Annotated in this window: 29 protein-coding genes, 1 rRNA gene and 1 other RNA gene; 19 read left to right on the forward strand and 12 right to left on the reverse strand. The window is 58.2% G+C overall.

All coding sequences use genetic code 11. The features are described 5' to 3' along the window. Positions 1 to 17: 17 nt before the first annotated feature. Together BWM17_RS02585 and BWM17_RS02590 are read right to left on the reverse strand one after the other, a co-directional pair. Complete coding sequence (locus tag BWM17_RS02585; protein ID WP_309492330.1) at positions 18 to 3,461, reverse strand: DNA polymerase II large subunit; 3,444 nt, start codon at positions 3,459 to 3,461, stop codon at positions 18 to 20. A 10-nt stretch (positions 3,462 to 3,471) separates the two neighbouring features. Beyond that, a complete protein-coding gene (locus BWM17_RS02590; RefSeq protein ID WP_309492331.1) occupies positions 3,472 to 3,714 on the reverse strand; it encodes a hypothetical protein in 243 nt (80 codons plus the stop codon). A 166-nt stretch (positions 3,715 to 3,880) separates the two neighbouring features. On the opposite strand from BWM17_RS02590, the gene BWM17_RS02595 reads away from it, so the two are divergent. From BWM17_RS02595 to BWM17_RS02605, 3 genes are all read left to right on the forward strand, one after another. Beyond that, complete coding sequence (locus tag BWM17_RS02595; protein ID WP_309492332.1) at positions 3,881 to 4,684, forward strand: SIMPL domain-containing protein; 804 nt, start codon at positions 3,881 to 3,883, stop codon at positions 4,682 to 4,684. 91 nt (positions 4,685 to 4,775) lie between these two features. Further along, positions 4,776 to 5,222: a hypothetical protein gene (locus BWM17_RS02600; RefSeq protein WP_309492333.1), complete on the forward strand. Its 447-nt coding sequence runs from the start codon at positions 4,776 to 4,778 to the stop codon at positions 5,220 to 5,222. Then, positions 5,216 to 5,539, forward strand: coding sequence for a hypothetical protein (locus tag BWM17_RS02605; RefSeq protein WP_309492334.1), 324 nt, complete (start codon positions 5,216 to 5,218; stop codon positions 5,537 to 5,539). Before BWM17_RS02600 ends, BWM17_RS02605 begins: the two co-directional genes overlap by 7 nt. A 22-nt stretch (positions 5,540 to 5,561) precedes the next feature. On the opposite strand, the gene BWM17_RS02610 is transcribed toward BWM17_RS02605, so the two are convergent. Next, on the reverse strand, positions 5,562 to 6,368 hold the full coding sequence (locus BWM17_RS02610) for an NAD+ synthase (protein ID WP_309492335.1): 807 nt from the start codon (positions 6,366 to 6,368) through the stop codon (positions 5,562 to 5,564). Between the two features lie 137 nt (positions 6,369 to 6,505). Here BWM17_RS02610 and tmk point away from each other — a divergent pair, with 137 nt between their 5' ends. Continuing rightward, positions 6,506 to 7,117 carry a dTMP kinase gene (gene tmk, locus BWM17_RS02615; protein WP_309492337.1) on the forward strand — a complete coding sequence of 204 codons (612 nt, stop codon included), beginning with the start codon at positions 6,506 to 6,508 and terminating at the stop codon, positions 7,115 to 7,117. On the opposite strand, the gene BWM17_RS02620 is transcribed toward tmk, so the two are convergent. Next, positions 7,114 to 7,638 (reverse strand): hypothetical protein, encoded by a 525-nt coding sequence (locus BWM17_RS02620; protein ID WP_309492338.1) that lies wholly within the window; start codon positions 7,636 to 7,638, stop codon positions 7,114 to 7,116. The genes tmk and BWM17_RS02620 overlap by 4 nt on opposite strands. Positions 7,639 to 7,729: 91 nt before the next feature. On the opposite strand from BWM17_RS02620, the gene BWM17_RS02625 reads away from it, so the two are divergent. Further along, positions 7,730 to 10,051, forward strand: a complete 2,322-nt coding sequence (locus BWM17_RS02625; RefSeq protein WP_309492339.1) for a DEAD/DEAH box helicase — start codon at positions 7,730 to 7,732, stop codon at positions 10,049 to 10,051. Here BWM17_RS02625 and BWM17_RS02630 read toward each other — a convergent pair whose 3' ends face one another. Further along, positions 10,052 to 10,402 (reverse strand): Sjogren's syndrome/scleroderma autoantigen 1 family protein, encoded by a 351-nt coding sequence (locus tag BWM17_RS02630; RefSeq protein WP_309492340.1) that lies wholly within the window; start codon positions 10,400 to 10,402, stop codon positions 10,052 to 10,054. It abuts the gene before it with no gap. Positions 10,403 to 10,529: 127 nt separating this feature from the next. Here BWM17_RS02630 and BWM17_RS02635 point away from each other — a divergent pair, with 127 nt between their 5' ends. Then, positions 10,530 to 10,811 (forward strand): UPF0147 family protein, encoded by a 282-nt coding sequence (locus BWM17_RS02635; RefSeq protein ID WP_309492341.1) that lies wholly within the window; start codon positions 10,530 to 10,532, stop codon positions 10,809 to 10,811. A 15-nt stretch (positions 10,812 to 10,826) separates the two neighbouring features. Here the strand turns inward: BWM17_RS02635 and BWM17_RS02640 are convergent, their stop codons facing one another. Together BWM17_RS02640 and ffs are read right to left on the reverse strand one after the other, a co-directional pair. Beyond that, positions 10,827 to 11,648 (reverse strand): inositol monophosphatase family protein, encoded by an 822-nt coding sequence (locus tag BWM17_RS02640; protein WP_309492342.1) that lies wholly within the window; start codon positions 11,646 to 11,648, stop codon positions 10,827 to 10,829. 72 nt (positions 11,649 to 11,720) lie between these two features. Beyond that, positions 11,721 to 12,051, reverse strand: an RNA gene (ffs, locus tag BWM17_RS02645) — signal recognition particle sRNA. A gap of 96 nt (positions 12,052 to 12,147) precedes the next feature. On the opposite strand from ffs, the gene guaA reads away from it, so the two are divergent. Continuing rightward, positions 12,148 to 13,731: a glutamine-hydrolyzing GMP synthase gene (gene guaA / locus BWM17_RS02650; protein ID WP_414641315.1), complete on the forward strand. Its 1,584-nt coding sequence runs from the start codon at positions 12,148 to 12,150 to the stop codon at positions 13,729 to 13,731. A gap of 4 nt (positions 13,732 to 13,735) precedes the next feature. Here the strand turns inward: guaA and BWM17_RS02655 are convergent, their stop codons facing one another. Together BWM17_RS02655 and BWM17_RS02660 are read right to left on the reverse strand one after the other, a co-directional pair. Next, positions 13,736 to 14,221 (reverse strand): hemerythrin domain-containing protein, encoded by a 486-nt coding sequence (locus BWM17_RS02655; RefSeq protein ID WP_309492345.1) that lies wholly within the window; start codon positions 14,219 to 14,221, stop codon positions 13,736 to 13,738. A 42-nt stretch (positions 14,222 to 14,263) separates the two neighbouring features. After that, positions 14,264 to 14,539 (reverse strand): 4Fe-4S dicluster domain-containing protein, encoded by a 276-nt coding sequence (locus tag BWM17_RS02660; RefSeq protein WP_309492346.1) that lies wholly within the window; start codon positions 14,537 to 14,539, stop codon positions 14,264 to 14,266. A gap of 101 nt (positions 14,540 to 14,640) precedes the next feature. Here BWM17_RS02660 and BWM17_RS02665 point away from each other — a divergent pair, with 101 nt between their 5' ends. Next, positions 14,641 to 15,624, forward strand: coding sequence for a polyprenyl synthetase family protein (locus tag BWM17_RS02665; RefSeq protein WP_309492347.1), 984 nt, complete (start codon positions 14,641 to 14,643; stop codon positions 15,622 to 15,624). An 86-nt stretch (positions 15,625 to 15,710) separates the two neighbouring features. Further along, positions 15,711 to 16,268 carry a molybdopterin-guanine dinucleotide biosynthesis protein B gene (gene mobB / locus BWM17_RS02670; RefSeq protein ID WP_309492348.1) on the forward strand — a complete coding sequence of 186 codons (558 nt, stop codon included), beginning with the start codon at positions 15,711 to 15,713 and terminating at the stop codon, positions 16,266 to 16,268. 6 nt (positions 16,269 to 16,274) lie between these two features. Here mobB and BWM17_RS02675 read toward each other — a convergent pair whose 3' ends face one another. After that, entirely contained in the window at positions 16,275 to 17,093 is an 819-nt protein-coding gene (locus tag BWM17_RS02675) for a hypothetical protein (protein WP_309492349.1), read from the reverse strand. Positions 17,094 to 17,158: 65 nt separating this feature from the next. Next, complete coding sequence (locus BWM17_RS02680) at positions 17,159 to 17,323, reverse strand: hypothetical protein (protein WP_309492350.1); 165 nt, start codon at positions 17,321 to 17,323, stop codon at positions 17,159 to 17,161. Between the two features lie 128 nt (positions 17,324 to 17,451). Here BWM17_RS02680 and BWM17_RS02685 point away from each other — a divergent pair, with 128 nt between their 5' ends. Genes BWM17_RS02685 through BWM17_RS02695 form a run of 3 tightly spaced genes read left to right on the forward strand, consistent with a single transcriptional unit; the run spans position 17,452 to position 19,025 of the window. Further along, positions 17,452 to 17,928 carry an RNA-binding domain-containing protein gene (locus BWM17_RS02685; protein ID WP_309492351.1) on the forward strand — a complete coding sequence of 159 codons (477 nt, stop codon included), beginning with the start codon at positions 17,452 to 17,454 and terminating at the stop codon, positions 17,926 to 17,928. Positions 17,929 to 17,938: 10 nt separating this feature from the next. Continuing rightward, a complete protein-coding gene (locus tag BWM17_RS02690) occupies positions 17,939 to 18,676 on the forward strand; it encodes an RNase P subunit p30 family protein (protein WP_309492353.1) in 738 nt (245 codons plus the stop codon). Further along, entirely contained in the window at positions 18,669 to 19,025 is a 357-nt protein-coding gene (locus tag BWM17_RS02695) for an Rpp14/Pop5 family protein (protein WP_309492354.1), read from the forward strand. Before BWM17_RS02690 ends, BWM17_RS02695 begins: the two co-directional genes overlap by 8 nt. 30 nt (positions 19,026 to 19,055) lie before the next feature. On the opposite strand, the gene BWM17_RS02700 is transcribed toward BWM17_RS02695, so the two are convergent. Beyond that, positions 19,056 to 19,376: a hypothetical protein gene (locus tag BWM17_RS02700; protein ID WP_309492355.1), complete on the reverse strand. Its 321-nt coding sequence runs from the start codon at positions 19,374 to 19,376 to the stop codon at positions 19,056 to 19,058. 215 nt (positions 19,377 to 19,591) lie between these two features. Here BWM17_RS02700 and BWM17_RS02705 point away from each other — a divergent pair, with 215 nt between their 5' ends. From BWM17_RS02705 to BWM17_RS02735, 7 genes are all read left to right on the forward strand, one after another. Then, positions 19,592 to 19,999, forward strand: coding sequence for a hypothetical protein (locus BWM17_RS02705; RefSeq protein WP_309492356.1), 408 nt, complete (start codon positions 19,592 to 19,594; stop codon positions 19,997 to 19,999). Positions 20,000 to 20,149: 150 nt separating this feature from the next. Continuing rightward, on the forward strand, positions 20,150 to 20,914 hold the full coding sequence (locus BWM17_RS02710; protein ID WP_309492357.1) for an AN1-type zinc finger domain-containing protein: 765 nt from the start codon (positions 20,150 to 20,152) through the stop codon (positions 20,912 to 20,914). A gap of 143 nt (positions 20,915 to 21,057) precedes the next feature. Continuing rightward, entirely contained in the window at positions 21,058 to 21,546 is a 489-nt protein-coding gene (locus BWM17_RS02715; RefSeq protein ID WP_309492358.1) for a QueT transporter family protein, read from the forward strand. A gap of 87 nt (positions 21,547 to 21,633) precedes the next feature. Further along, positions 21,634 to 22,989 carry a serine hydroxymethyltransferase gene (gene glyA / locus BWM17_RS02720; protein ID WP_309492359.1) on the forward strand — a complete coding sequence of 452 codons (1,356 nt, stop codon included), beginning with the start codon at positions 21,634 to 21,636 and terminating at the stop codon, positions 22,987 to 22,989. 135 nt (positions 22,990 to 23,124) lie between these two features. Continuing rightward, a complete protein-coding gene (trxA, locus tag BWM17_RS02725) occupies positions 23,125 to 23,478 on the forward strand; it encodes a thioredoxin (protein WP_342766489.1) in 354 nt (117 codons plus the stop codon). Positions 23,479 to 23,573: 95 nt separating this feature from the next. Beyond that, entirely contained in the window at positions 23,574 to 24,236 is a 663-nt protein-coding gene (gene pdo / locus BWM17_RS02730) for a protein disulfide oxidoreductase (RefSeq protein WP_342766482.1), read from the forward strand. Positions 24,237 to 24,571: 335 nt separating this feature from the next. Further along, a 16S ribosomal RNA gene (locus BWM17_RS02735) occupies positions 24,572 to 25,453 on the forward strand; the annotation flags it as partial.

Consider the following 25,453-nt stretch of genomic DNA (forward strand, 5'->3'; position numbering starts at 1 on the left):
GCTTTCCCCGACGGCGGCTACATGAACTCCGTCAGCTCCAGGGTCTTTTTCCCCGCTTCACCTTCTCCCTCCGAGAAGACCGCTGCGATCTCCTCGGAAACCACTTCTATCCGCTGCCGGTAGTAGTCTTTGATCCCGTAGGTTTCAGCCAGCCACTCTGCTACTTTGAGGTATTTTTCCACGGAGCCCTTGTAGACGGTTAGGGATATTTCGCCTCCGCACTTGGAGCATCTACCCCTCAAAGGGATGCGCCTGTGTTTTGCGTTGCATTTTTTACACCGGAAGGCTTGGGAGGCGAAGACCTTGAGGTTGCCGACGATGTCCCTCATGAAGTGAACGGCCAAAACTCTTTTGGCCACATCCTTCACGTCCACTCCCTCGATTTTCTCCATCAAGGCCATCTGCTGCCGTAGCTTCTCCTCCATGGTCCCCAGCTTCTTGTAGACGTTCTCCCCAACCCCCGAGTTGATGTCGGAGACCTCGTGGGAGAAGCCGTAGCCCTCATACTGGGCTGGGTTTCCCAGCCTGAACTGAACCATGTCTAGGAGGTTCATGACAAACCTGGGCGGCAGCTTCTCCCAGGTCCTCTGGAAGAATTCCAAGGGGTAAACATGGGAGAGGTCTAAGCTCCAAACCTGGTCGTCCACCTCCAAAGGGTTGACCAGAGGCGTCAGGAGGAGCGGCGCGTCCATGATGCCCCCTATCTGCGCGGGCAAGTAGTCTCGGGAAAAGTTGAGGAAGGCGTCCAACGCCAGCATCACGCAGTCTTCGTCGCCGTCGCAGTCCCTCCGCTTGGCGGAAATCCAAAGGGGATGAGCGTAGCAAACGTTCAGCTTGGAGAAGCCGACAATTCTGCCTAAGACCCCGGCTGAAGTGTGAGGTGAAAGCCCCACCACCAAGTGGCCTAGAAGGTCCCGTCTCTCTTGGGCGTTGTAAAACCTCGGAAGCCCGTAGAAGCGTTGGAGAAGCTCGTCCACAAACCCAGCTACCCGAACAAGGTAGTCGCCGCATTTCTCAGAGATTACAATGTCCTGAACCTTAAGCTCGCAAAGCTGGTCTGGGCCGGTGAGAGGGCGGCCTTCCCTGTCCACGGTGTAGCCCAGCCTCCGGAGGTCCTCCGCGGAAACCCCCACCTCCGAAGGGCGGAAGTGGGTGAGGGGAGCGTTGGTGAGATCATATCGGACGGTTCCATCCTTGAAGACGGTGAGGCCGTATTTCGCCCTCAGAAGCCCCTTCTCCAAGGGTTCAGGAATCCTAGTCTCGTTCATCAGCCCCTTAACTCCCTTCACCAGCTGGGGGAGAGACATCCCCAAGCGGGAGGACGCCTCCTTCAGCCAGCCCTCCAAGTCGATGTTCTGCCTCTCGTAGAAACGCCCCTCCACCCCGCAGGCTGCACACCTGTCGCCGGAGAGGGGCCTCCGGCATCGGGGGCAGAACCGGTGGAGGCTAGTCTTGGAGCCGCAGCTGGGGCAGAAGGGCAGGGGTGTGAGGCCGCCGCAGCCTCCGCATTTCCGCTTAACCAGCTCCACGTTCACCGCCTTCCCAGCTCCCTCCACGAGGTTCCGCTGAGCTCCCCCGCTGAGGCCTACGGGGAAGAGCACGTGCACAGGAGGCTTCATCTTTCTCTCCGCAGCCTTTTCAGGCCGCCCCATTCTGGCCCCTACGAAGCAGGAGTATTTGTCCCGAACCTCAAAACCCGCGGTGACGCTGACAGCTTGGAGAACCGTCAAGCCCTGTTCCAGCCGGGGGATTTCCCTGTTTAAGCCCAGGCACCAGGCTAGGGCGGCAGCGTCCCCGTCGGCCGCGATCAGCTTACCCTCCTCAACCCGGTGGGGTAGAAGCAGCCTCTCGAAGATCGTCTTAACCTGAGCGTCTAGGTCTAGGGTGATGGTCTCAGCCAGCTCTCCCCTCGTTTCGATTTCACCCTCAGCCAGGCGGCTTCTCAGCCGTAGGAACTCCTCCAAGCATATGTTCCGCCAGAAGTAGGTGTAGCGGGGGTGAAGGGGCACCCCCAGCTTGGAGGAAATTTTTATGGCCTCCGCCGCGCTGGGCTTGACAGCTAGGGGGCTGTCTGCTAAAGACTGGAGGCGGAGGTAGGGGATCCCTAGGTTTCCAGCGGTCTCCTCTCCCCTTTCTCCAAGGGCTTTTTTCAGCTCCCAAGCCCACCATTCCTCCACGAACCCTGAGGGTGCGAGAGGTTTTCCGTTCTCCAGAAACTCGGAAAAAGAAATAAGAAGGTCGCCTAGGAAGAGGATTTTGTCCACCTCCCCCTTCAAGGCTTGAGCCTTCTCCACGGTTTCCACCCTCACCACCGAGCCTGACTTCAGCCGGACCACAGGCGGCTCAACGGTGTCCACAGCGCTTACAATCCCCCCTTTCTCAGGGAACTCCAAGCGCAGCTGGGTTCCCACAGCCATGAAGCCTCCCAGCACCGTCATAGTAGCCGGATGCACCCCCACGCTGGTCAGGCCGGTGTTTCGGGCGCGGCCGTAGCGGAGCCTAAACCTGCTGCCGTACTTGGAGGTGGAGGGGAAGGAGAACACCGGCCGCCCGGCGATGATGTCGTGGAGGTAGGGGGACTCTGCTTCCTCCTCGCTTCGGCTGGCCGTGATCTTCCTCAGCCAGTCCCACCCTGTGAGGTTCAGCTCCCTGACCACCTTCCAAACCTTGGAAGCCCTGCCGACGATGCCGTCGTTGACCACCCGGAGGGCGCCTCCCCGCACCGCGTTGGTCTCTATCCCGGGGATGTTCCTGAAGTCCGCTACCTCCACCGGGTCTGTTCGGATGCCGGTGACCTCCACGGGAAGATGGTGGAGGACGTAGGTGAGGGTTTCGTCGTCCACGTGAAACTGAAACCGGGAGACCTCCCGCTCGTAAAGCCGGAGCTCCTCGATGAACCGGGAGACCTCCTCGTCCCTAGCCCTGTAGGCTTCCAGCCCCAGCAGCCTCCGAACATAATCCCCCAGCACAGCCACCAGCCCCAGCTCCGTCCCCCCCGCCGACCTCATAGGGCCTGCGAAGTAGATGGCCAAATGCCTCAGCGCCCGGCCTGGGCCTCCGCTCCGCTGCTTCACGGCCACCCTGTCTATGCCTTGGATGGGCGCGGCGGTGACTCCCTCGGTGAGGATGGCGGTTCCCGTCTTAACCGCCTGCTCAGCCGCCTGCTCAGGGGGGAGGACGCCGAAGGCGCCGTAGACGATTTCCTCCGCGACCTTGAAGGCCATGGGCGCTCTGTCCAAGCGTCCCAGCTCCCTGATCTTCCTGCCAACCCCCGGGGGGCCTACCATGTATTCAACCCGGTCGGCTAGGTCTCGGGATACGCGGATTTCCTCCTCCACCGAGCCTTTAGGGTCGAAGCCCTTGGCCTTGGCGGCGTCGGCTGTTTCGAACAGGCCCTTGAGCTGAGCCTCCAGTCGGCTGAAGTACTCAGCGTAGGCTGGGCTTCGGTCTTGCGTGGGCATGGAGGTCCCTTCAGGCGATTTTTCTCGCGTAGAACATGTCGCTGAACTTGCAGTAAACGTCCACAGGCTGGCTTCCGGGAGGCGCGGGGACTTCCCCCGTCAAACCGCAGAGGCTGCAGCGGACTGAGGCGTTTCCTTCCCCTGGGCTTATGGTTACGTGGATGGAGCGTCCTCCGCACCGGGGGCAGATGAAAAACTTGGGAAGGGTTCGCTTGATTATCTTTACTACTTTCTTCCTCCGCCTTCTACCCAAAACGATGCACCTAACCTTGCCATGTAGAATGTGGAGGTTATCTGAATTAAGCTTTAACCGGAGGCTTCCCCTGTTCACGGATCAGAACAGGCTGTTCTAAGGTGTAGGATTAAGGGCAAGCGGGCCGCTGTTATTTTCCGTGAGAAAGGGAGAAGGAGGTGAAGTCTTGAGCCAGAAAACCAACCGGTTTACCCTCACCACCGTGGCGGTAGCAGCCCTCATTCTCTTGGCTGCCAACATATCCCTGATGATTCCCCTCTACGCTGAAAGAGCAGCAGCCCCCAAGGGGGAGTTCCCCGCAGCGCCTTGGCAGCCGACCCAACTGGCGGAGCAGCGGGAAAATATCATATCCCTAACAGGAACCGGAACCGTCAAGGCGGAGCCTGATTTGGCCGTGATCCAGCTGGGCGTCGAGACGCGGGCATCGTCGGCGGGGGAAGCCCAAAGGCTGAACGCAGAGCGGATGGCCGGGGTGATCGCCGCCCTCCAAGAGGTGGGAATAGGAGAGGAGGACATGTGGACTGCGGGTTTCACCCTCACCCCTCTGACCAAGTATCCCGCGGGGGGAGGTGTTGCTGAAATCTTAGGCTACCTCTGTCGAAACAGTCTCACCGTCCAGTTAGACGACATGGAAGCTGTGGGGCGAATCCTCGACCTAGCCGTGGCCGCTGGAGCCAACCAGATCTCCTCGGTGTATTTCACCCTCTCCCAAGACCTGAGGAAAACACTCCAAGACCAAGCGACCACCATGGCGGTAGAGGACGCGGAGGCTAAGGCGCAGCTCCTAGCCGAAGCCGCTGGAGTCCAGCTCATCAGCCCTACCAGTCTCTCCCTCAGCGTAGGCTACCAGCCTGAATACAGGGTTTTCATGGAAGCCGCGGTGCCGATGCCTACTCCGGCTCCCACGCCCATCCTGCCGGGGGAAGTGGAGGTTACCGTAACCGTCTATGTGACCTACGCTTTCCAGTAGCCGTTTAAGGCTTCGCGTGGGAAGCCTACCCCAAACTTTTTACATCCGCTCCGTCCAGAGTTAGGAAGAAGGCGGACTCAGAGGGTTTTTGATGTCCAAAGACGAGGAGGCTTTCTTGGAGGCGGTGCTTCGCGGCAAAACCCTGCGGGTTTACTGGTATCTCCTCAAACGCGGCGGAGACCATCCCATCGGAGTTCGGGAAGTTCAGAGGGCCTTGGGCTTCAGCAGCCCCAGCGTGGCCTTACACCACCTGGAGAAGCTGAGGGACCTGAAGCTGTTGGACAAGACCGGAGGCGAATATCTTGTGGCCCGGGAGGTCAAAGTAGGCTTCCTCAGGCTTTTCCTCAAACTGGGCCGGCTGGTCTTACCCCGGTACCTGTTCTACGCCGTCTTCCTCACCACCATGCTAGCCGCCTACGTGGCCCTCTACCCTCAAAGCCTCTCCGCCCACAACCTCGTGGCTCTGATCTTCGGCGCCGCCGCCTCCCTCATTCTCTGGTATGAAACCTACCGCGTCTTGAAGGAGGCACCGTGGTGAAGGAGGCTGCCGGTTTGAAGCTCAACCTCAAGCTTTTATCCTCTGTTCTCCTAGCGGTAGCCCTAGGCTTTGGAGCCGTCGCAGTCCCCTGGGCGCTCCAACCCGGGGAAATAGTCTACAAAGAACCCTTGAGGGAAGCCTTCGAAACCGTGCCCGAACCTGTGCCTGCCCCTCTCCCCGCCCCCGCAGCCCCAGCTCAGCCTCCTTCACCCACCCTGCCGCTTCCCACCGTCCTCCTCCTGCCGCTTCTAGGCTGCCTAACAGGCTTCGTCGCCGCGTTCGTGGCGAGGAAACGTCTGAAGCCTCACCCATCCTAGCCGGGAAACACCAGCCCCCGTCCTAGACCATGAGGATGGGAATGTGGCTTCTCTTATGCTCGCTGGAGGCTTTGAGGCTGCAGACCCTCAGGACGGTTTTGAGGGGAAGCCCAAGCCTGCGAGCCACCAGCCGGGGGGACAGGCCTCGCTCCAGCCCGTAGAGAACCAGGTCCAGCGTCTGGTAGCGGATTCCCAGCTCCCCTTCATCCGTCTGCCCGGGCCAAAGCCCGGGGCTGGGGGTTTTCCGAAGGATCTGCGGGGGAATATCCAAGTACGCGGCCAGCTGGTAGACTTGGGTCTTGTAGAGGCCTCCGAGGGGGAGGACGTCGGAGGCTCCGTCTCCGTGCTTGGTGAAGTAGCCGGTTAAGATTTCGCTCCGGTTCCCGGTGCCCAACACCACGCCCTGAAGCCTGTTGGCGAAATAGTAGAGAACCAGCATCCGCATCCTAGCCTTCAAGTTGCCCTTGGCCAAGAGGCTGGAGGGATTGAAAACCGGCACCGTCTCGGAAACAGCCTTCAGAGGGTCGGAGATGTCCACGAGGAAGTATCTTATCCCCAGTCTGCCGGCGAAGCGCCCCGCATCCTCCACATCCCTCAGGTTGACGGTTTCCTTCTCCGGCATGGAGACCCCCACCACCCGGTCTTTTCCCAAGGCTTCCACAGCCAGCTTGGCCACCACCGACGAGTCGACTCCGCCGCTCAGCCCTACGACGGCGCAGGAGGCTTGAGCCTGCTCCACGAAACGCTTGAGGAGGGCGGTTAGCCTTTCCGCCGCGGCTTCAGGGTTTATCCTCAGAAGCTTCTCCGAAAGCTCGAATCCGTGAGCCAAAAGTATCCCTCCGGCTGCGGTGTATTTTCAACCTCTCAGGTTTTCTCGAACAAGATATTTAACCTCCTCTCACCGTAAAGGTTTACTGACCGGCTCGAGGGTCGGTTCCCGTTTCTCGGAAAGCGGGAGGCAGCGCTGTGAAAAAGAAAGGCGTGTTCATCGCTGTGGAGGGCATAGACGGGGCGGGCAAGACCACCCAGGCCTGCATGTTGGTGAAAAAGCTGAGGCAGATGGGCTATGAGGCAGCGTACACCACCGAACCCACCTACGGGCGGGTAGGCGACCTGCTTAGGCTTCACGTTTCCAAGCAGAAACCCCGCGCTCCCCTCTACGAGGCTTTGCTCTTCGCCGCGGACAGGTTTGAGCATGTGAAAAGGGAAATCCAGCCTAAACTCCGAAGGGGGCTGGTGGTGGTTTCCGACAGGTACCTCTACTCCAGCCTAGCCTACCAGGGAGCCGCGGGAGTCAGCCTCCCCTGGCTTCGGGAGGTTAACTTCTTCGCCCCCAAGCCGGACCTAACTTTTTACATCGACATATCCCCTGCCAAAAGTTTAAAGCGGAAGGCGGGGAAGGTGGGCGCCTACGAGAGCCTGAGCTACCAGAAGAAGGTTCGAAAAATCTACTTGGACATGGCTGAGGAAGAAGGCTTCACCGTCTTGGAGGGGGAAAAGGGGGCGGAGGAGCTTCACAGGGACATGCTTTCCAAGGTCTTGAAGCTTCTGCCCAAACCCAGGAAGGGCGGAGGCTAGAGGCTCTTCAGTTCGATGAGCTTCAGGGGCTTCAGTCTCCTTTTTTCAGCCTCCTCGTTTATCTTGGCAACCAGCCGCTCTATCAGCTCGTCTAAGGGCAGCCTCCGGGTTCCCTTAAAATGGCTGACTTGGATTTCCAAGGAACCCCTCTCTTGGAAAAGGAAGCGGACGAAGTTGAAGTCTCCCCAGAGAGGCGCGCTCTTCCCCCCGCTTTTGTTATGCCGGTAGACGATGTGGACGAAGAAATCCAAAACATCATTCTTTCCCTTACTGAGGTGGCGTTTGATCCTTTCAACTTCCTCCTCCCTGAGGAAGATGAAGCTGTTGCTCTCGGCAACTCCCACCTCGTAGGCGGTGGTCAAGCCTAGGGCGCTGCCCTCCGGGGGGAGGTTTTCCTTCTGGGAGTTAAGCCGCCCCATGGCTTCCACCACCAAAACCTGAAGCTTCGCAGGGGAGAAGCCGTAGGAAAACTGGGCGTAGGCTTGGATCACGGAGGGAAAATTTTCAAAAACACCCAGCATGGCTTCTCCCGAAGGAGATTTCTCTGGGCTGAAGTATATAAGCGAATTTGCACCCTTCTTTCAAAATGGCGGAACCCTGCGGTAGAGCATGTTGCTTGAACATGTAACACATCCCCTCCTCCGGCCGAGGACGGTGGAGAGGAGATCCTACCAAGAAGCCATAGCAGCCACCTGTCTCCGAGGAAACACCCTCGTCATCCTCCCCACCGGCCTCGGCAAGACCACCATCGCAGCCTTAACCGCGGCGGAGAGGCTGCGGCTTCACCCCGAAGGCCGATGCCTCATCCTAGCTCCGACGAAGCCTCTGGCCCTCCAGCACTACCAAACCTTCAGGCGGGTTTTCAACCTAGAGGACTCTGCCTTCTGCCTGCTGACCGGGGAAAACCCTCCCCAGGAGAGAAGCACCACCAGCGGCCGCCTCATCTTCATGACCCCTCAGGTTTTGGAGAACGACCTCGTCGCGGGAAGAACCACCCTGCGGGATGTGGTTCTTTTGGTTTTGGATGAAGCCCACCGGGCGGTGGGCAACTACGCCTACGTGTTCATAGCCAAAAACTACGCTGAGGCAGCCCGGCATCCGCTAGTCCTAGGCCTAACCGCCTCCCCCGGCTCCTCGAGGGAAAGGATCAGGGAGGTTAAGGAAAACCTGGGCATCAGGTTTGTCGAAGCCAGAACCGACCGAAGCCCCGATGTGAAGCCCTACGTTATGCCCACCCAGGTGGAGTGGGTGAGAGTCCAGCTTACGCCTCCCCTGGAAAAAATCCGGGAAAAACTTCAGGTCTTCTTCAGGGAGAAGGTCAGCGCCTTGAAGGAAGCCGGCTTCCTCCCCACAGCCTCAAGGTTGCACCTGAAGTTCAGGGACATCTCCCAAGCGGAGGAAAAGCTCAGAAAAGAAATCGCCCGGCAGCCCAGTCCTCTCCCGGAGCTCCGCCGGCTTCTGGTGGACCTGCACAGTGCGAGGAAGGCCTCCCATGCCTTGGAGCTGCTGGAAACCCAAGGCCTAGCCGCGCTGGGAGAATACTTCCGCCTGCTGGAAACCCGGGCGAGGCGGGCGGGAGCCCCGGCTTCGGTGAGGCAGATGCTGCTGGACGGGCGGATTCAGGAAGCCCTAAGCCTGACCTTGGTCTACGGTGAAAAGGGCGTGGAGCACCCTAAGTTTGGAAGGCTCGTGGAAACGGTGGAGCGTTTCCTAGCCCAAGGAGCCCGCCGCGTCATCGTCTTCACCAACTACCGGGAGACCGCGGAGAGGCTGAGGGTGAGGCTGGGGGAAAAACCCGGGGTCCGGGTTGCGAAGCTCATCGGGCAGGCGAACAGGCAGGGGGAGCGAGGCCTCAGCCAGCAGAAGCAGACTGGGGTCCTAGCAGCCTTCAGGGAGGGGGAATTCAACGTCCTCGTGGCCACCCAAGTGGCGGAGGAAGGCTTGGACATCTCGCAGGCGGACGCTGTGGTCTTCTACGACAACATACCCAGCGCCATCAGGTTCATCCAGCGGCTGGGGAGAACAGGGAGGAGAGCTCCGGGGAAAGCTGTGATCCTCCTCACCGAGGGAACGAGGGATGAAGCCTACCACTGGATTGCCAAGCATAAAGAAAAAGCCATGATGGAGGCGGTGAGGGAGCTGCAGATGCAGGGGAAGGAGAAGAGGGAAAATGGTAAACAGCAGGAGCTGGGAAAGTTCATGGCCGCCGCAGCCTCCAGGGAGGAGAAGGAAGAGGGGAAGCTTCAAGTCTACGTGGACACCCGGGAAGCCTCCTCCCCGGTGGTCAGGGAGCTGGCCTCCTTCGGCTTGAAGCTCAACCTGACCAGCTTGGAGGTAGGCGACTACGTCCTCTCCCAGGACACAGCGGTGGAGCGGAAGAGTGTTCGAGACTTCGCCGCCTCCATCGTCGACCGCCGGCTTTTCACCCAGGCGGAGAGGCTGGCCTCCGCCTACCGGAAGCCTCTCTTCATCGTGGAGGGCGAGGGCCTCTACCAGGCTTCAGGGGTTTCTCCCCCCGCGCTTCGGGGGGCTATCCTCAGCCTCATCTTCGACTTCCGAATTCCCGTGCTCTGGACCAAAACCCCCGGGGAAACCGCTCTGATGATTTATTCCCTAGCCAAAAGGGAGCAGGCGGAGAAGCCCGTTCACATCTCCCTCAGGGAGAAAAAGCCCCCCACCTTGGCGGAGCAGCAGGAATACATCATAGCCGGACTCCCCAGCGTGGAGGCCACCTTGGCCAGGAAGCTTCTCGCAGCCTTCGGCTCGGTGGAGAAGGTCATCACAGCCGGGGAGGAGGAGCTGAAAAAAGTGAGGGGAATAGGCCCTAGGATAGCGGAGAAGATAAGGGAAGTTGTCACAGCTAAGTATCCCCGAAGCTCGGAGGATGCGGAGGAGGAGAGAGGGAAAAACCAGGCTGAGGCTGCGGAAGACTGATCAGCCCTGCTTTCTCACCCTCCTAACCCTCTCCAAGGCTTCCAAGAACGTAACGGCCAAACCCGCTAAGGTTTCCAAAGCCTCAGGCTTCTGCTCCCCCCTCAGCTTGGCTTCCAATTGTTGAAGTTTGAGGAGCAGAGTTTCCTCCAAGGTTGTCAGGGCTGGGGGGGCAGCCAGCTCCACTGCCTCTTCGTCGGATTTCACCACAACGACTTTCCGCTGGCATTTTATGCAGTAGATTTCACCTGAGGCGGTTTTGAAGAGGGGAGAGCTGCAGCTGGGGCAGGCTTCGCCAAGCATGGTCGCCCCGGATTTCAAAATCTCCGCCATTTTTCTGATGTCTTCGCTCATGGTTAACCGTCACCAACTATCTAGCCGGGTTTGGATAAAAAATATATCGGAGGAAAGGTATAGAATACACTGTCGCCTTGAATCGGCTTCACTCCGAATTCAGCCGCAGCCCTCACGGTGGTGGAGGATGGTTAAGCGTAAGCGGAAAATCGAAGAATACGAGCAAAGCCTCAGCCAAGCCACAGGCGTGCTTAAGGAAATCTCCGAAGACACCACCACCCCCAGAAACATCAGGAGAGCTGCCAAAAGTGCCATCGAAGCCCTCCATGACACTTCTCTCTCCCACGCCGTGAGGTCGGCTAATGCCATTTCGATTCTGGACGAAATCTCCCAGGACCCCAACATGCCCCCCTATACGCGGACCCGCATCTGGAACGTGGTAAGCATCCTCGAAACCATCAAAGACTGACCCCGCCCTCGTTTCTCACAGAGGAGCGCGGAGGGCTTTCTGGATCTCAGCCAAAAGCAAAGGGTTTCCCGCGGCGATGAAGGAAACCCGCTGCGTGGGGGTGTCAGCTGAAGCGTCTAAGATGCGACCCTGCTCATCGACTATCAGCCCCCCCGCCTCCCGGAGGATGTGGTAGGCAGCCGCCAAGTCGGTGACCCGCAGCCTCCCCCGCACGTCCACGAAAGCGTCCAACCTCCCCGAGGCCACATAGCAGACTTCCAAGGCGTTGGCTCCGAAGTGGCGGCTGTGCTTGGCCCGGCGGGCAAGGGAGGAAATCTTCCTCATCTGAAGCCTAGGAATGGGAGGGTTAAAGTTGATGCCCACCAAGGCCTTTTGGAGGGTGGAGACCTCTGAGGCCTTCAAGGGCTTACCGTCAAGGTAGCTTCCCTTCCCCCTAACCGCCCAGTAGGTTTCCCCATGGTAGAGGTCCTGAACCAAGCTGGTGTGGACGGCTGAAAGCCGGGGGCGGTCGGCGGCGGCGAGGGAAACCGCGTAAAAAGGAATCCCCCTGAGGGCGTTGTTGGTTCCGTCCAAAGCGTCGACGATGAGGTATCCCTCCCCCGGCCCTCTCTCAGGGGCGACGAAGCCTTTTTCCTCGCTGACGACGGTGCAGGAAATCCCCCACTTTTTCAAGGTGGAAAAAACAGCGTCCTCGGACTCCGCGTCGATAAGCCGCGTTCGGTCGCCGCCTGCGCCCACACCCAAAGGCTCCGCCCCCTCGGAGGTCCCGGCCAGCCGCAGGGTTCTCCGTCGAATCTGGGAAGCCATCTCCTTCAGCAGCTCTAGGTCCAAAACCATGCTCCGCGACCCTGCTTGAAAGCGCCTTCAAGGCTGGAGAGGGGCGACGCTTTTCAACTCTTCACTTAGAGGCGGTGGGTCCTGAAGGTTGACGTTCACACCTCACGCCGGCCTGCAGTTTCCCCTCATGCCCGCGCCCCTCCAAGCGTTAAACGTCCAAGCTTAGGTTGCTCCCTCCCGGGCCTAGCCGGGTTCGCTTGGCAATGCCGCCAACCTGCCCCTACGAGCAGGCTGAGGGCATCCGCCAACCCTAGAGGACAGGCACTCACGGAGGCGCCTGCAGGTTGAACGTGGGGCTGAGGGCGTCTCCCTTCAGCTTTCGGCCCGCCGTGTAGGGGATTTGCGGTCAAACCTGCCGGAGCAGGTTTTCAGGGAACCCCTAGCTCCCCGCCTAGACCCACCGCCAAAGAAAGAAGGGCGCCGATCTAAGTTAAATTTTTTCAACGCCTCCGCTGGAAGCCGATAGCTTTTTATCGAATTTTCAGCTTCCCCATGGGTGATCAGAGCTCTGCAGGCGGCTGGCTTCTTGAAGGACGGTTTGACCTCTGTTCCCGAGGATAAGGTTCTTGTTCTGGATTTCGGAGGGCAGTACTCGCACCTCATCGCCCGGAGAATCCGGGAGTGCCGGGTTTACTCGGAGCTGATTTCCTACACGGTTTCGCCGCGGGAAGTTCAAACTCTCCAACCCAAGGGCCTCATTCTCTCCGGAGGGCCTACCAGCGTTTACGAGGAGGACGCTCCCCTCTGCGACCCTGAACTCTTCAAGCTGGGCATCCCCATCCTAGGCATCTGCTACGGCCTCCACGCCATGGTTCACCTCCTCGGAGGCAGCGTAGTCCGGGCGGCCCGAAAGGAGTATGGAAAGACGGAGCTTTTCATCGGCGACCGCTCCGACCTTTTCCAGGGATTGGAAAACCGGACGGTCTGCTGGATGAGCCACGGGGACATGGCGGAAACCCTCCCCGAAGGGTTTGAGGTCATCGGCCGCACGGCCAACACCCCGACGGCCGCCATTCGGAGGAGAGACAGGAAACTCTACGGAGTTCAGTTTCACCCTGAGGTAGCTCATACGCCGCGGGGGCTGGACATTCTGAAAAACTTCGTCTACCGGGTCTGCGGCTGCAGGCCTACGTGGACCATGGAGTCTTTCATCGAAAACGCTGTGAAGGAGATCAGAGAAACCGTGGGGAAAGACCGGGTTCTCTGCGCCCTCAGCGGAGGCGTGGACTCCTCCACGGTGGCGGTCTTGGCCCACAAAGCCCTAGGCGACCAGCTTACCTGCGTCTTCGTCGACCACGGGCTTCTCCGGAAAGGCGAAGCGGAGCAAGTCTTGGAGATGCTGGAAAAGTTCAAGATGAACATCATTCATGTCAGCGCCGCGGAAAGATTCCTGTCGAGGCTGAAGGGCGTGGATGACCCTGAGGAAAAGAGGCGGCTGGTCGGAGAAGAGTTCATCCGCGTCTTCGCCGAGGTGGAGCGGGAGAAGGGCCCCTTCCAGTGGCTGGTGCAGGGAACCCTCTACCCCGACGTCATCGAAAGCGCGGGGGTGAAAAGCCCCGCTGCCAAGATAAAGACCCACCACAACGTAGCCGGGCTGCCGTCGTGGATGAAGTTTAAGCTTCTAGAGCCCTTGCGGTGGCTTTACAAGGACGAGGTCAGAGAGGTCGCAGGCCTGCTGGGTATCCCCCGGGAGATCGTGAGAAGGCATCCTTTCCCAGGCCCAGGCCTCGCCGTCAGGGTCTTAGGCCCTGTGACCCCTGAGAAGCTGAGGATATGCCGGGAGGCCAGCTTCATCGTGGAGGAGGAGTTGAAGAAGGCCGGCTTGTACGACGCGGTCTGGCAGGCTTTCGCCGTGGTCGGCGAGGATAAAGCCGTGGGGGTGCTGGGGGATGAGCGGAAATTCGGCTACATCGTCACCGTGAAGGTGGTGGAGTCGGTGGACGCCATGACCGCGGAGTGGAAGCGGCTTCCCTACGAGCTCTTGGAGCGAATAAGCAGTAGGATCACCAACGAGGTGGACGGTGTCACGTGGGTGACCTACGCCATCTCCAGCAAGCCGCCTTCCACCATCGAACCCTGCTGAGCCTTCAAGGCTTCTTCAACCTTTGAAATCTGGCTGCCACTTCTTCCACTTCTTCCGAGGTCAAATTTGCCGAGGCTGCCTTGAAGAGAACATGGTCCTCCCGGTAGATGTGGCTTCGGAGGAGGTCAATCAAATGTTGCGCTTTACCCCTCACCTCCGCAGCCTCCCCCCGGTTTAAGGCTTTTTCCAGCAGTTCCACGATCATTCTGATAGACTTGTGCTCCGCCATCATCACTTGCACAGGCCCGCCGGGAGGCCGCACCGGTCCACCCATGGAGGTGGCTGCCTTTTCAAAATACCTGCCCAACACCGGGAACAGACCCTCCTCTTCCTTTCTAAAATGCGGGGCGGAGTAAGCTTGGATTTCGGAGAGAATCTCCCGCACGCTTCCCAGATCCAAGCTGGCTGCGGAGGCTTCGAGAGCCCTAAGCCTATCTAAAACGTATCTGTGCTCGCAGCTCAGCTCGCCTAATGGATTGGAAGACGGCACAAGACACCGCCCCAGAGGCTGGTTGAAACGGTAACAGGGGGCTTATTCGTAGACAACGCCTTCTCCCCCCCGAGGGTAACGCCACTTTATGGCCTCGGTTTGGCAGAGGTGATAGCAGGTGCCGCATTCGAAGCATCGTTCCATTCCATGCATCCAACGGGCTGTTCCTTCGCTGAGAACCCAGGAGCCTGAAGGGCAAAGTTTAACGCAGAGGCCGCAGCCTGTGCATTTTCCCTCCAAAACTTCCACGTGGACTTTGGTTTTAGGCTGCCTCCGCGTCAGCTTAGCCCAGCTTCTCTCCGTCGGTTGGTTTTCCATGAGGAGGCCCCCCTTTCCGGCAGGCGTTTCTCTCCGCTGAGAGGGATGCAAAACCTTAAAACATTCAGGTTAAATAAAGATTAAAGAAAGAGAAGTAAAGGGTGCTTCCGCTGAGCGGCGACTACGTAGCTTCTTCAACCAGCTCGGTGCCGGAGGATTTCCTAACTTACCTTTCGGAGGCGAAGAGGCAGGTAGATGAGGAGCTCCGGCGGCTGATTTCATCCCTCCGAGAGCTGAAGCTCCACCCCCAGATGGCGTATGCCGCTCTCTCCCAAGGGAAAAGGCTTAGGCCCATCTTAGTGTTGATGAGCGGGGAGGCGGTGGGTGGACGCCGGGCTGAGCTGATGCCTCTGGCTCTGGCCTTCGAGCTAATCCACACGGCCACACTGGTTCACGACGACATCATCGACGGAGACCTCCTCAGGCGGGGAGTTCCCACCCTTTACCAGCAGTGGAAGGACAAGGCCATCCTGGGAGGCGACGCCCTGTTCGTCCACGCCATCAACCTCGTGGCGGGCTTCGGCCCTGAGGTCATGAAGAACGTCTGCAGGGCGACGTTGGAGGTCTGCGACGGGGAGTTCATGGACGTCTCTCTCAACCTTCCCACAGCCACGGAGGAAGAGTATCTTCTGAAGATCAGGAAGAAGTCCGCATCCCTCTTCGGCACCGCTGCCCAATGCGGCTGCATGGCGGGCGGAGGGACGGATGTGGAAGTGAAAGCCCTAGCCACCTACGGGGAGTTCTTCGGCATGGCCTACCAGGTCAGCGACGACCTCCATGAGCTGGAGACGGAGAAGACGGTTCCCAGCGACCTCAAGAACAGGAGGGTCATTCTCCCCTACATTCACCTCTACAGGCATGGCAGCGCTGAGCTGCGAAACCTCCTAAAGGAAACCTTTGAACGTCGGACAGCGTCCCTCAGCGACGCGGCTGAAATTTTCAAAGGCTTAGAGGAATTCGGCTCCCTCGCCTACTGTCGGAGGAAGATAAAGGAGTACGCTGAGGTGGCGGAGAAAAGCTTAGCTCCCCTCAGGAACAACCAATACAAGGACTACCTGCATCACCTGCTCCGCTACTTCACCTGAAAACGTAGGCCAAAGTTTAAATTTCCCCTCTCCCTCATAAGCATCCTCACAGCTTCACCGACAGAGCCTTCGCGAGGATTCTGAGGTTGGAAGCCGAAAAGCCTAAGCTCATCGCCGTGGTGGGCGACAGCAAAGCTGGGAAGACCCACCTAGCTGGGTTTCTGATAGCCCACTTCACCCGCAAGGGCCTCCGGGTAGGTTCGATGAAGCACATCCACGACGCTCAGCTGACGTTGGACAAGCCTGGAAAGGACACCTGGAGACATGTGCAGGCAGGGGCGAAGGTCACCGTGGGCGTTGCCAGCCGGGAGTGGGTCCTCTTCAAGCGGGAAGATACCTCCCAGCTCAGCTGGGAAGAGCTGTTAGCTCCCCTGAGGAGGGAAAAGCTAGACCTCGTGGTGGTGGAAGGCTTCAGATACGCCCTCAAGGACAGGTCGGATGTTCCAAAACTTTTGGCTGCAAAAAACATGGAAGAACTTAAAAGGGCAGTGGAACAGCTGGCTCCGCCCCTTCTGGCTGCGGTGGGCAAGGTGGCGGAGGCCGCCTCCTCCTACCGGGGGCTTCCCGTCTTGGAGCTTCCCAAGGATGGAGAAAGGCTTCTCGCCTTGGTGGAGCGGTTTCTCTTCCCAAAGCCTCCCGGGTGAGGGGGGTTAATCGGGGATTCCGAAGAAGGGGAGAACGTCCTCCCTCAGCTTCTTCTCCACCTCCCCCCTCTTCAACGGAGGTATCCACATTTCCCGTTGAGGTTTGATCAGTCTCACCACCTCGCCGGTGGAAATTTCCCCCTGCAGTTTGCGGGAAAGCTGAACCGCGGTGAGATATTTATCAGGGTCGTAGGCTAGGAGGCGGCTGGGCTCCACGGCCAGCACCAGGTCCAACTTCCGCAGCCCCGGCCAAGGTAGGGCGATGTTGCCGTAGCTTTCGATGACCACAACCTCATGGGCTTCGCCCACCCGTTTGTAGGCTAGGTCGGAGGCGAGGTTGTAGTATTCCATCAGGGAGTCTTGGCCTTCGCCGTCCCTGACCCTGTAGACCTTGGAAGCTCGGCTGCGGAGTCCCTTCCAAAGCTCCTCCAGCCGGCTGTCGGATGCTGCGGAAATGTTTTCCACCAAAATGGTTTCGGTTTTCTCCCCGCAGAGTGTGATCCTGTCCAAGATGAAGGGGGGAAGCAGGGAGAGGGACCTCTGGAGGGTGGGCTCCCCCCATATTCTGTGCACAGGGTTCACAACCTCCACCGGCAGAGAGGTGTGGGAGGCTTGATGGAGAAGCTTGGCGTCCTTCCCGTAGAGGGTTCCCCGGCTGAGGGCTTCCTCGAGGACGTCGAAGTCATACCAGAGATTGTTGCCGGCCCTGGGTTTGAACCCGCAGACATCCAAGCCCTTTCCCCGCAGGTAGTCCAGCAAGGCTAAGGTCAGAGTGGTCTTCCCCGCGTCCACCTCCTTAAGGCCTACGACCAAAATTCTCTCCAAGGCTTCAATCCCCCGGCTAGGCTTCGGTTTTCTTCGAATCCTTCAAGCCGCCTTCGCCCACCTGCTCATGGTGAACTCTCCTGATCCGGGTTGAAAGCGGGTTTAATTTTTTCCTCCACGTAGCTCCAGAACTCCGCGGTTTTTCCTCGAAATTCGGAGGCAGCTTGGGTGAGGTGCAGAAACTCTCCCCTTGGGAGCATCCTAGGTATGAGGATGAGCGCTCTCCCCAACTTCGACACCTGGGGTGCGAGGTTGAGGCTTCGCTAGCAAGATGGCTGCGTCCTTATATCTGTTTTTCGAAGGCCTGATTCAAAATCTTTAATTTTAAGCCCCCTCAACATCCTATGCGGCAACCCTCATGAAAAAGGCTGGAAGACAGATGACCATGCCGGTAGTCTTCGTCGAAGTCAGCGTCCTCTCCCACGCCACCGAGGACAAGGAGAAAGTCTTAGAAGCCTTCAAGCATGCCCTAACCGAGGAAGTCTACGGAGAAACTGAAATAGCCGAAGACAGGCTGGAGGGACACTACGGAAACCCCATCACCCTCCTCAAAGTCCGGGTTAACAGGAAGGCTCAGGTGAGAAAAATCCTCGAAAACGTCTTCTCCAAACTGGAAGACCCAGACCGCCGCCGGTTGCTCTCTCAGGCTGAAAACCACATCGACGAAGGAGGCAGCTTCTACCTGAGACTTGACAAGCAAGCGGCCTATGTGGGGAAAATGAAGCTGGCCAACGCCGACCCCCTCCGCCTCCAAGTTAAGCTGTCCATACCCAGAAGGCAGAGGGAAAAACTCCTAGAAGCATGCCGAAATCTGATCCACGGGCAAGCCGATTAGGCGGTGGGATTTGGCGAAATTCGTCGACCTCCACCTGTCCCCCTCCTGGGGAGACGCAAAGGAAGCCGGTAGACTGGTGGCGGAGACCGCCCGCTTGGGCTTCAGGGCTGTGGCTTTAGCCACCACCAGGGCTGAAGGCCCTCAAACACAGCGGTCTGTCTTCGAGGAAGACCTTTCAACCCGCGGCGTGGAAGCAGTCAGGAGGCTTAACCTACAGCCTTCCACCCCAGAGGAGCTTCTCAAAGACCTTAGAGTCCACCGGCGGAATTTCGAGGTGGTCTCCGTCACCTGCGAAACCGACTCCCTGGCGAGGTTGGCGGCTAGAGACTCCCGGGTTGACCTTCTACGTTTTCCCCTTTCCCCTCGGCTTCAGCTTTTCGGTGAGGTGGAGGCGGAGCTGGCCTCGGGCTCTAATGCCGCCTTGGAGGTTGACATGGCTTCCGTGGTGGGGGTGGAGGAATACGCTTTGCCCAGGGTCCTAAGGGAACTCCGTCGAAGGCTGAGGTTGGCTGAAAGGTTTAAAGTCCCTGTGGTGGTCTCCAGCGGGGCTGCTGACGTCTATGGGCTGAGGTCTCCCCGGGACATGGCAGCCTTCCTGAGGGTTCTGGGGCTGCCTCCCCAAGCCGCCCTTAAGGCGGTGTCCCGGAACCCAGCTGCCATCATTCAGAGGAACCGGGAGAAGCTTGACTCCTCCTTTGTGGGGGTAGGCGTCCGCTTGGTGAAAGAGGCTGAGGGGAAGGATGGATAAAAAGGCGAGAAAACGCTACCTGCTCTTCCAGGTTCTCTCAGACTCGGAGAAGTTGGAGAAAAAAAAGGTAGGGCAGGTTTTATTCCACAGGTTCCGGCTTCTTTTCGGAGCCTTCGGCCTAAGCCAATCCGACCTCTCCTTCCTCGCCTACGATGGGGAGAAGAAGCTGGGAGTCCTCCGATGCTCCCACGAGTATGTGGAACATGTCCGCGCAACCCTAGCCCTCACCGCGGAGGTTCAAGGCTCCAAAGCCCGCTTCCACGTGGTCCGGGTTTCAGGCACCCTCAAGACTTTGAAAGAAACCGCTCTTCTCTCTTTCGGGTCGCCGCTGAAACCTGAAGGGAAATAGCTACGCCACCCTTTAGGGAGCCAAGCTGGCTTATCTTCGAAATCTAACCTTGTCGCTTTCCTTCTTCCAGTGGAAGGCGGCTGCATGGGCTTCCTCATCGGAGCAAAGCCTGTCGCCTTTGATGTTTAGAATATGCAGTTTACCGTCTTCAACCTGGATGTTGAGAGGCCCGTGGCCTTTGAGGTAAGCCATGGTCACAGCGTCGTGGATGATGCTGCCGAGGATCCTCTCCAGCTTGCCGAGGTCTTCTTCATCCCTAACCCTGCGCAGCATGGACTTCAGCTTCACCGAGTGGAAAGCTACTTCCTTGGCGTGAATGTCGATGCACACATCGCAGATGGAAACCTTCAAAAAATTCACCTAAATATGGTTTCAACCCGAGGTCACAAAAACATTTCTGTTTATTTTTTAAACCCTCTCCATCCCCTTTTTCTCCACGGAAAAGTTCACTTCCCCATCCCGCAGCCTTCTGCCAACACGGTTTCCGGCTAAGCTCTGCAGCTCAAATTCTATCCAAACATTTTTATTGTGCAAGCTTCAGATGTCAGTCATAACGGGAAGAAGCAATGTACTCCGAAGAGTTTGACGCCAGATGCCGAGACAGCGCCTGCGTCTGCGGAGGTTCAGGCTGCCTCATGTGGGTGGTGGACTACCACCGGTGGAGCCGGCAGCTGCTCTGCAACATAGGCGGCCTGATCTACATGGAAGTGGAAGGCGACTTGGAAGTCTACGACTACGTGGGGGACGTGCCGGGTTTGAAGGGGAACCCCGCCCGCCATACTCCGCCTGTGCCTTCCCCAGACGACTACTTCCGCTGCGCCGACTGCAACAGGCTTACGTTGAAGACGGGAAAACACCACCTTTACTGCCCCGCCTGCTCCGACTTCCGAAGGCGGGAGCGGAAGCGAAAATGGATTCAGCAACGCAGGAAATCTGCGAAGCAGGCGGAGACAGCAGGGCAGAAAACCGTGTGAGTCTGCTTCTACCCGGGAAAAGTCCTTCTTATCGCCATTATTATTAGTCTGGCAAAAAGGTCTACAGGGGTTTCTGGGGAAAACTTGTTAAGCTTCAGCGTCCCCTTAATTAAGGGCGGCAGCCTTAAAACCGAATGGGAATGACCCAGCTTGACTCGATGTTCAGTCTGCGGGAGGGAGGTGAACCTTCCCTTCCTCTGCAATTACTGCGGCGGCTTCTACTGTGCAGAGCATAGGCTGCCTGAATACCACAGCTGCTCCGCCCTCGGCACCCTCCAAAGGCCTGTTATTGAGGGGAGAATAACCTCCATCCCCTTTGAGGCTCCTTCCTTTGAGCGGAGGAGGCTGAGGCCGTCGGCCAGCAGCCGGGAGTTGAGGGACTTGGGCATCGCCTTGGGGGTGCTGATGCTGGTGGGGCTTTCCTGGCAGAGGTTCATCTTCGCCCTGTCCCCGCTTATGCTTCTGGGAGTAGCCTTAGGGGTCGCCCCCGCCTTTCTCCTCCACGAGGTGATGCATAAGCTGACGGCTCAGAGGTTTGGAGCCTGGGCGGAGTTCAGGCTTGACCCTTTTGGCATGATGATCACGGTCATATCCATTTTTTCCCCTTTCTTCAAGGTCATTGCCCCGGGGGCGGTGATGATTTCAGGCTACCACCTGACGAGGGAGGACATGGGGAAGATCGCCCTCGCAGGTCCCCTGACCAACATCACCCTAGCCATGGTTCTCCTCGCCTTGCCCTTCCACCACTGGATAATCAACCTGGCAGTAACCTTCAACCTCTTCATAGCCTTCTTCAACCTCCTCCCTTTCTCCATCCTCGACGGCCGGAAGATCATCAGCTGGAACAAGCTTGCATGGGCCGCCGCCTTCGCTCTGACCGTTTTCCTCTTCGCAGCCCGGGCCTTCGTCTTCTAACGGTAAGCCTTTAAATCCCCGGGAAGGGCGGGTGGTGTGCAGAAAACTTATAACTGAGGCCTCCAGTTTCTGGAGACAGAGAGCGGGTGGTTGACTCCCTCCGTTCCGCTGTGACAGAAACCCCAAAAGGGAGGAAAAACCGGATGGAATCAAGAGACCTAACCTTAGCTGCCATTTTTGGCGCCCTCTACGCCGTGGGCGTCGTGGCCTTGGCGCCCATCAGCTTTCTCCCCTTCCAGGTTCGAATCGCCGATGCCCTTCTCCCCCTGACCATGCTCTTCGGCTACCCCGCCATCTTGGGCGTGACCCTCGGATGCGTGGTGGCCAACAGCTTCGGGGGGCTGGGACTGGTGGACATGACCCTCGGACCCTTGGCCAACTTCCTCGCCTGCTCCGTGGGCTACCGGCTGGGGAGAAAAAGCAAGCTCGCCGGCTCCGCAGCCATAACGGCCATCGTAACCCTGATAGTAGGCGCCTACTTGGGGGTTCTCTTCCACCTGCCTCTCACCGTAACCTGGACGGGGGTTCTCCTCGGCTCCATTGTAGCCGTCAACATGGTAGGGCTGCCTCTGACCTACGCCCTGGACCGGAGGAAAGCCTACCTTTTCAGGCAGCCTAGGAGAAAAGGGTAGATTCACTGGGCTTCAACAGGCTGCGGTCAAATAGGTTCATAAACCCTCAGCCCTTATAGGATTAGGCAAAAGCGACGGGAAGCGCTCATGACGGACAGAGAGTTCTTCCAGAGGTCTTTGAGGCTTATAGAAGCCAGCAGGGCGCATGAGAAATACCGGGAAAAAGAATGCATAAACCTGATAGCCAGCGAGGGGTTGAAGTCCCCCGCGGCCATGGAGATGCTTCACCTCTGCCGGGACTTGGAAGCTCGATACTGCGAAGGTGAAAACGACCTGGAGGGGCATGTGAAGGAAAGACACTACCAGGGGCAGAGGTTCATAACCCAGATTGAAAACCTCACCGCCGACCTGGTGAAGGACATCTTCCGATGTAGCTGGGTTGAGATCAGGCCGCTTTCAGGGACGCAGGCGAATCAGGTTACCTTCTTCGGGCTTTCATCCCTCACCAACAACAGCAAGATGGCCGCGGTGCCCCTCAGCGCGGGAGCGCATATCTCCCACGACTATACAGGGCTGGCAGGCCAAGTGGTGGGGTTGGAGATCATCAACATGACCTACGACCATGAGGAGTTGAACATAGCCGTCGACGAGTCTGTCAGGATAATCAAAGCAGCTAGGCCGGGAATAGTCACCTTGGGCGGAAGCCTCTTCCAGTTTCCCCCTCCCATGGAGGAGCTGGCTGAAGCGGCGAGGGAGGTAGGCGCCTTCGTCGTCTATGACGCTGCACATGTCCTAGGCCTCATAGCCGGGGGGCAGTTCCAGCAGCCCTTGAAGGAGGGAGCGGACTTTGTCACAGGGTCGACGCATAAGACTTTCCCCGGGCCTCAAGGCGGCTTGGTCTTCGCCGACCTGAGAGAGCCGAGGCAGAGGGACGCGGCTAGGGAGATTCAGCACGCAGTTTTCCCCCTCTCCACGTCCAACACCCATCCCGGGAGGTTTCCCGCCTTGGCCATAGCGGCCTTGGAGCTGAAGCTCTACGGTGACCAGCTTGCCAAGCAGACGGTCAGAAACGCTCAAACAGCTGGGGAATGCCTCTTCGAAAACGGACTTAAGGTTTTGGGGGAAAAGCACGGTTTCACCCAGTCCCATCAGATAGCCGTGGATGTTCAGGAATACGGCGGCGGGGCTAGGGTTGCCAAAAACCTGGAGAAGGCCAACATCATCATCAACAAGAACCTCCTCCCCTACGACAGCCAAAGCGACCGGGCGAGGCCGTCGGGGATCCGGCTGGGCTTCCAGGAGGTAACCCGAAGAGGCTTCAGGGAAAGCGACGTGAAACACCTCTGCAGCCTAATCTTGGACGTGGTTAAAGGCAGAAGAGACCCGCGTTTGGTGAGGAAAGAAGTGATGGAGCTCAGGCAAAGCTTCCAAGGCATCCGCTACGGTTTCAAAAGCCTTGAGGAAGTGGAAAACCGCCTCAGGAAAAAACTCGGCTTAGTTTAAACTCTCCAGAAACTTCTAGGGACCTAACGCTTATTAGCCTCAGGGAGTTTTTTCTTTTTCAACGTTTCAAAGGACGGGACGCTGTTGAGTGAAGATGAAGAATTGGAGAAAATCAAACAGGAGAAGATGCGAAAGATGCTGGGTGGAAGCAACCCTGAAGTCGTCGATAAACCTATACCCCTCACCGACTCCAATTTTCAGGAAACCCTCCGCCAGCATCGGTTACTCTTAGTAGACTTCTGGGCTCCTTGGTGCGGGCCCTGCAGGATGGTTGCCCCTGTCATCGAGGAGCTGGCCGGCCGATATGCCGGGTCCGCTGTCTTTGGAAAGCTGAACACTGATGAAAATCCCAAGACAGCCATGAAGTACGGAATATCCGCCATCCCCACCCTCATTGTTTTCAAAAACGGAGAAGAAGTCGACCGCATGGTCGGGGCTGCGCCCAAAGCTGAGATCGAGGCTCTTCTGCAGAAGCATCTTCAAACATAGCCTCGGTTTCTCCGTGAAATCGCAGTCGTAAAAAAGCATATCAACTGGCTCCGCTATACCTCTGTGTGTAAGAGTTTTATGCGGAGGACTGTTGCGTGGGTTTGGTCCCTGAAAAGGAAAGAGTAAAGCTGACGGAGAAATTTGCCAGAGAGCTCACGGGAACCGTCACCTTGGTGCTCTTCACCCAAGAGTTCGAGTGCCCCCACTGCAAAGAAACCCGGCAGCTCGTCGAAGAGCTGAGTGAACTCTCGGAGAAGATCAACGTGGAAGTCTACGACTTCGCCGCCGACGAGGAGAAAGTCAAGGCTTTCAGCGTCGACAAAATCCCAGCCATAGCCGTTGTGGGGGAGAAGGACTACGGCATCCGATTCTACGGAATACCCTCCGGCTATGAGTTTTCAACCTTGGTGGAGGACATTGTGGACGTGTCCAACGGCTCCACGCGGCTCTCGGAGGAGGTTAAGAAAAAGCTCAGAGAAATCACCCAGCCTGTGCACATTCAAGTGTTCGTCACCCTCTCCTGCCCCTACTGCCCTCGCATGGTCCGGCTGGCTCACCAGGCGGCTGTGGAAGGCCCCAGCATCAGGGCGGACATGGTGGAGTCGATGGAGTTCCCCCATCTGGCCAACAAGTACGGTGTCATGAGTGTTCCCAAAACCGTCATCAACGAAACCGTGGAGTTTGTGGGAGCTGTTCCCGAGGAGCATTTCCTCCACTACGTCCTCAAGGCCTCCCAGCCTTCTGGCCTAGTGGTCTAGGCTTCTTTCCGTGTTTGAAGGGCGGAAGCTGGCTGTTTAAATCTCGGTGGAAAAAGGGAGGCTTAAAAGCGTCGGTTTTTGTCTCTGCCAATAAAAGTAATGCTTATATGAGGCCCCCTTCTTAACCTATTTTGGAAGTTCGAAAGAACCGCCCGTGACCTTTAGCGGCGGCGTCGAACTGACGATGAAGGCTTTTGTCCGAGGATGAGGCATCCCGACCTCCGGTCACGGGCACATTATGAGGACCTAAGCAAGCGGAGTCTTTAGGTCTGATGCGGGTTTACCGCTTACCGCCAATCTTAGTCGAAGGCCTTTAACCGTACTCTCCATCGTGAAATCCGGTTGATCCTGCCGGACCCCACTGCTATCGGGATGGGACTAAGCCATGCGAGTCAGCTTCCCTAAGCCATGGTAGGGAGGCGGCACACGGCTCAGTAAAACATGGCTAACCTGCCCCTAGGACGGAGATAACCCCGGGAAACTGGGGCTAATATCCGATGGGTGAGCTGGCCTGGAATGGTAGCTCACCGAAAGGGCGGTGGAACCATGCTTTCCACCGTTGCCTAGGGATGGGGCCATGTCCGATCAGGTAGTTGGTGAGGTAACGGCTCACCAAGCCTATAACCGGTACGGGCCGTGAGAGCGGGAGCCCGGAGATGGACCCTGAGACAAGGGTCCAGGTCCTACGGGGCGCAGCAGGCGCGAAACCTCCGCAATGCGCGAAAGCGTGACGGGGCCATCCCGAGTGCCGCCTGCTGAAGGCGGCTTTTCCACGGTCTAAAAAGCCGTGGGAATAAGGGGAGGGCAAGCCTGGTGTCAGCCGCCGCGGTAATACCAGCTCCCCGAGTGGTGGGGACGATTATTGGGCCTAAAGCGCCCGTAGCCGGCCTGGTAAGTTTCCCGTTAAATCTGGCGATCCAATCGTCAGGCTGCGGGAAATACTGCCGGGCTAGGGAGCGGGAGAGGCCGGCGGTACTCTTGGGGTAGGGGTGAAATCCTATAATCCCAGGAGGACCACCAGTGGCGAAGGCGGCCGGCTAGAACGCGTCCGACGGTGAGGGGCGAAAGCTGGGGGAGCGAACCGGATTAGATACCCGGGTAGTCCCAGCTGTAAACGATGCGGGCTAAGTGTTGGAATGGCCTTAGAGCCATTCCAGTGCTGCAGGGAAGCCGTTAAGCCCGCCGCCTGGGGAGTACGGCCGCAAGGCTGAAACTTA

It is taken from the genome of Candidatus Hecatella orcuttiae (genome assembly GCF_002009985.1).
GTDB classification, from domain to species: Archaea; Thermoproteota; Bathyarchaeia; order Hecatellales; family Hecatellaceae; genus Hecatella; species Hecatella orcuttiae.

Coding starts and splice junctions, on each gene's coding strand:
- BWM17_RS02705 (WP_309492356.1), top strand. CDS start 19,592: ATGTACTCCGAAGAGTTTGACGCCAGATGCCGAGACAGCGCCTGCGTC.
- BWM17_RS02660 (WP_309492346.1), bottom strand. CDS start 14,539: ATGGAAAACCAACCGACGGAGAGAAGCTGGGCTAAGCTGACGCGGAGG.
- BWM17_RS02630 (WP_309492340.1), bottom strand. CDS start 10,402: ATGAGCGAAGACATCAGAAAAATGGCGGAGATTTTGAAATCCGGGGCG.
- BWM17_RS02685 (WP_309492351.1), top strand. CDS start 17,452: ATGAAAAAGGCTGGAAGACAGATGACCATGCCGGTAGTCTTCGTCGAA.
- trxA (WP_342766489.1), top strand. CDS start 23,125: ATGCTGGGTGGAAGCAACCCTGAAGTCGTCGATAAACCTATACCCCTC.
- BWM17_RS02585 (WP_309492330.1), bottom strand. CDS start 3,461: ATGCCCACGCAAGACCGAAGCCCAGCCTACGCTGAGTACTTCAGCCGA.
- BWM17_RS02620 (WP_309492338.1), bottom strand. CDS start 7,638: ATGCTGGGTGTTTTTGAAAATTTTCCCTCCGTGATCCAAGCCTACGCC.
- BWM17_RS02600 (WP_309492333.1), top strand. CDS start 4,776: ATGTCCAAAGACGAGGAGGCTTTCTTGGAGGCGGTGCTTCGCGGCAAA.
- BWM17_RS02640 (WP_309492342.1), bottom strand. CDS start 11,648: ATGGTTTTGGACCTAGAGCTGCTGAAGGAGATGGCTTCCCAGATTCGA.
- BWM17_RS02635 (WP_309492341.1), top strand. CDS start 10,530: ATGGTTAAGCGTAAGCGGAAAATCGAAGAATACGAGCAAAGCCTCAGC.
- BWM17_RS02715 (WP_309492358.1), top strand. CDS start 21,058: ATGGAATCAAGAGACCTAACCTTAGCTGCCATTTTTGGCGCCCTCTAC.
- BWM17_RS02695 (WP_309492354.1), top strand. CDS start 18,669: ATGGATAAAAAGGCGAGAAAACGCTACCTGCTCTTCCAGGTTCTCTCA.
- glyA (WP_309492359.1), top strand. CDS start 21,634: ATGACGGACAGAGAGTTCTTCCAGAGGTCTTTGAGGCTTATAGAAGCC.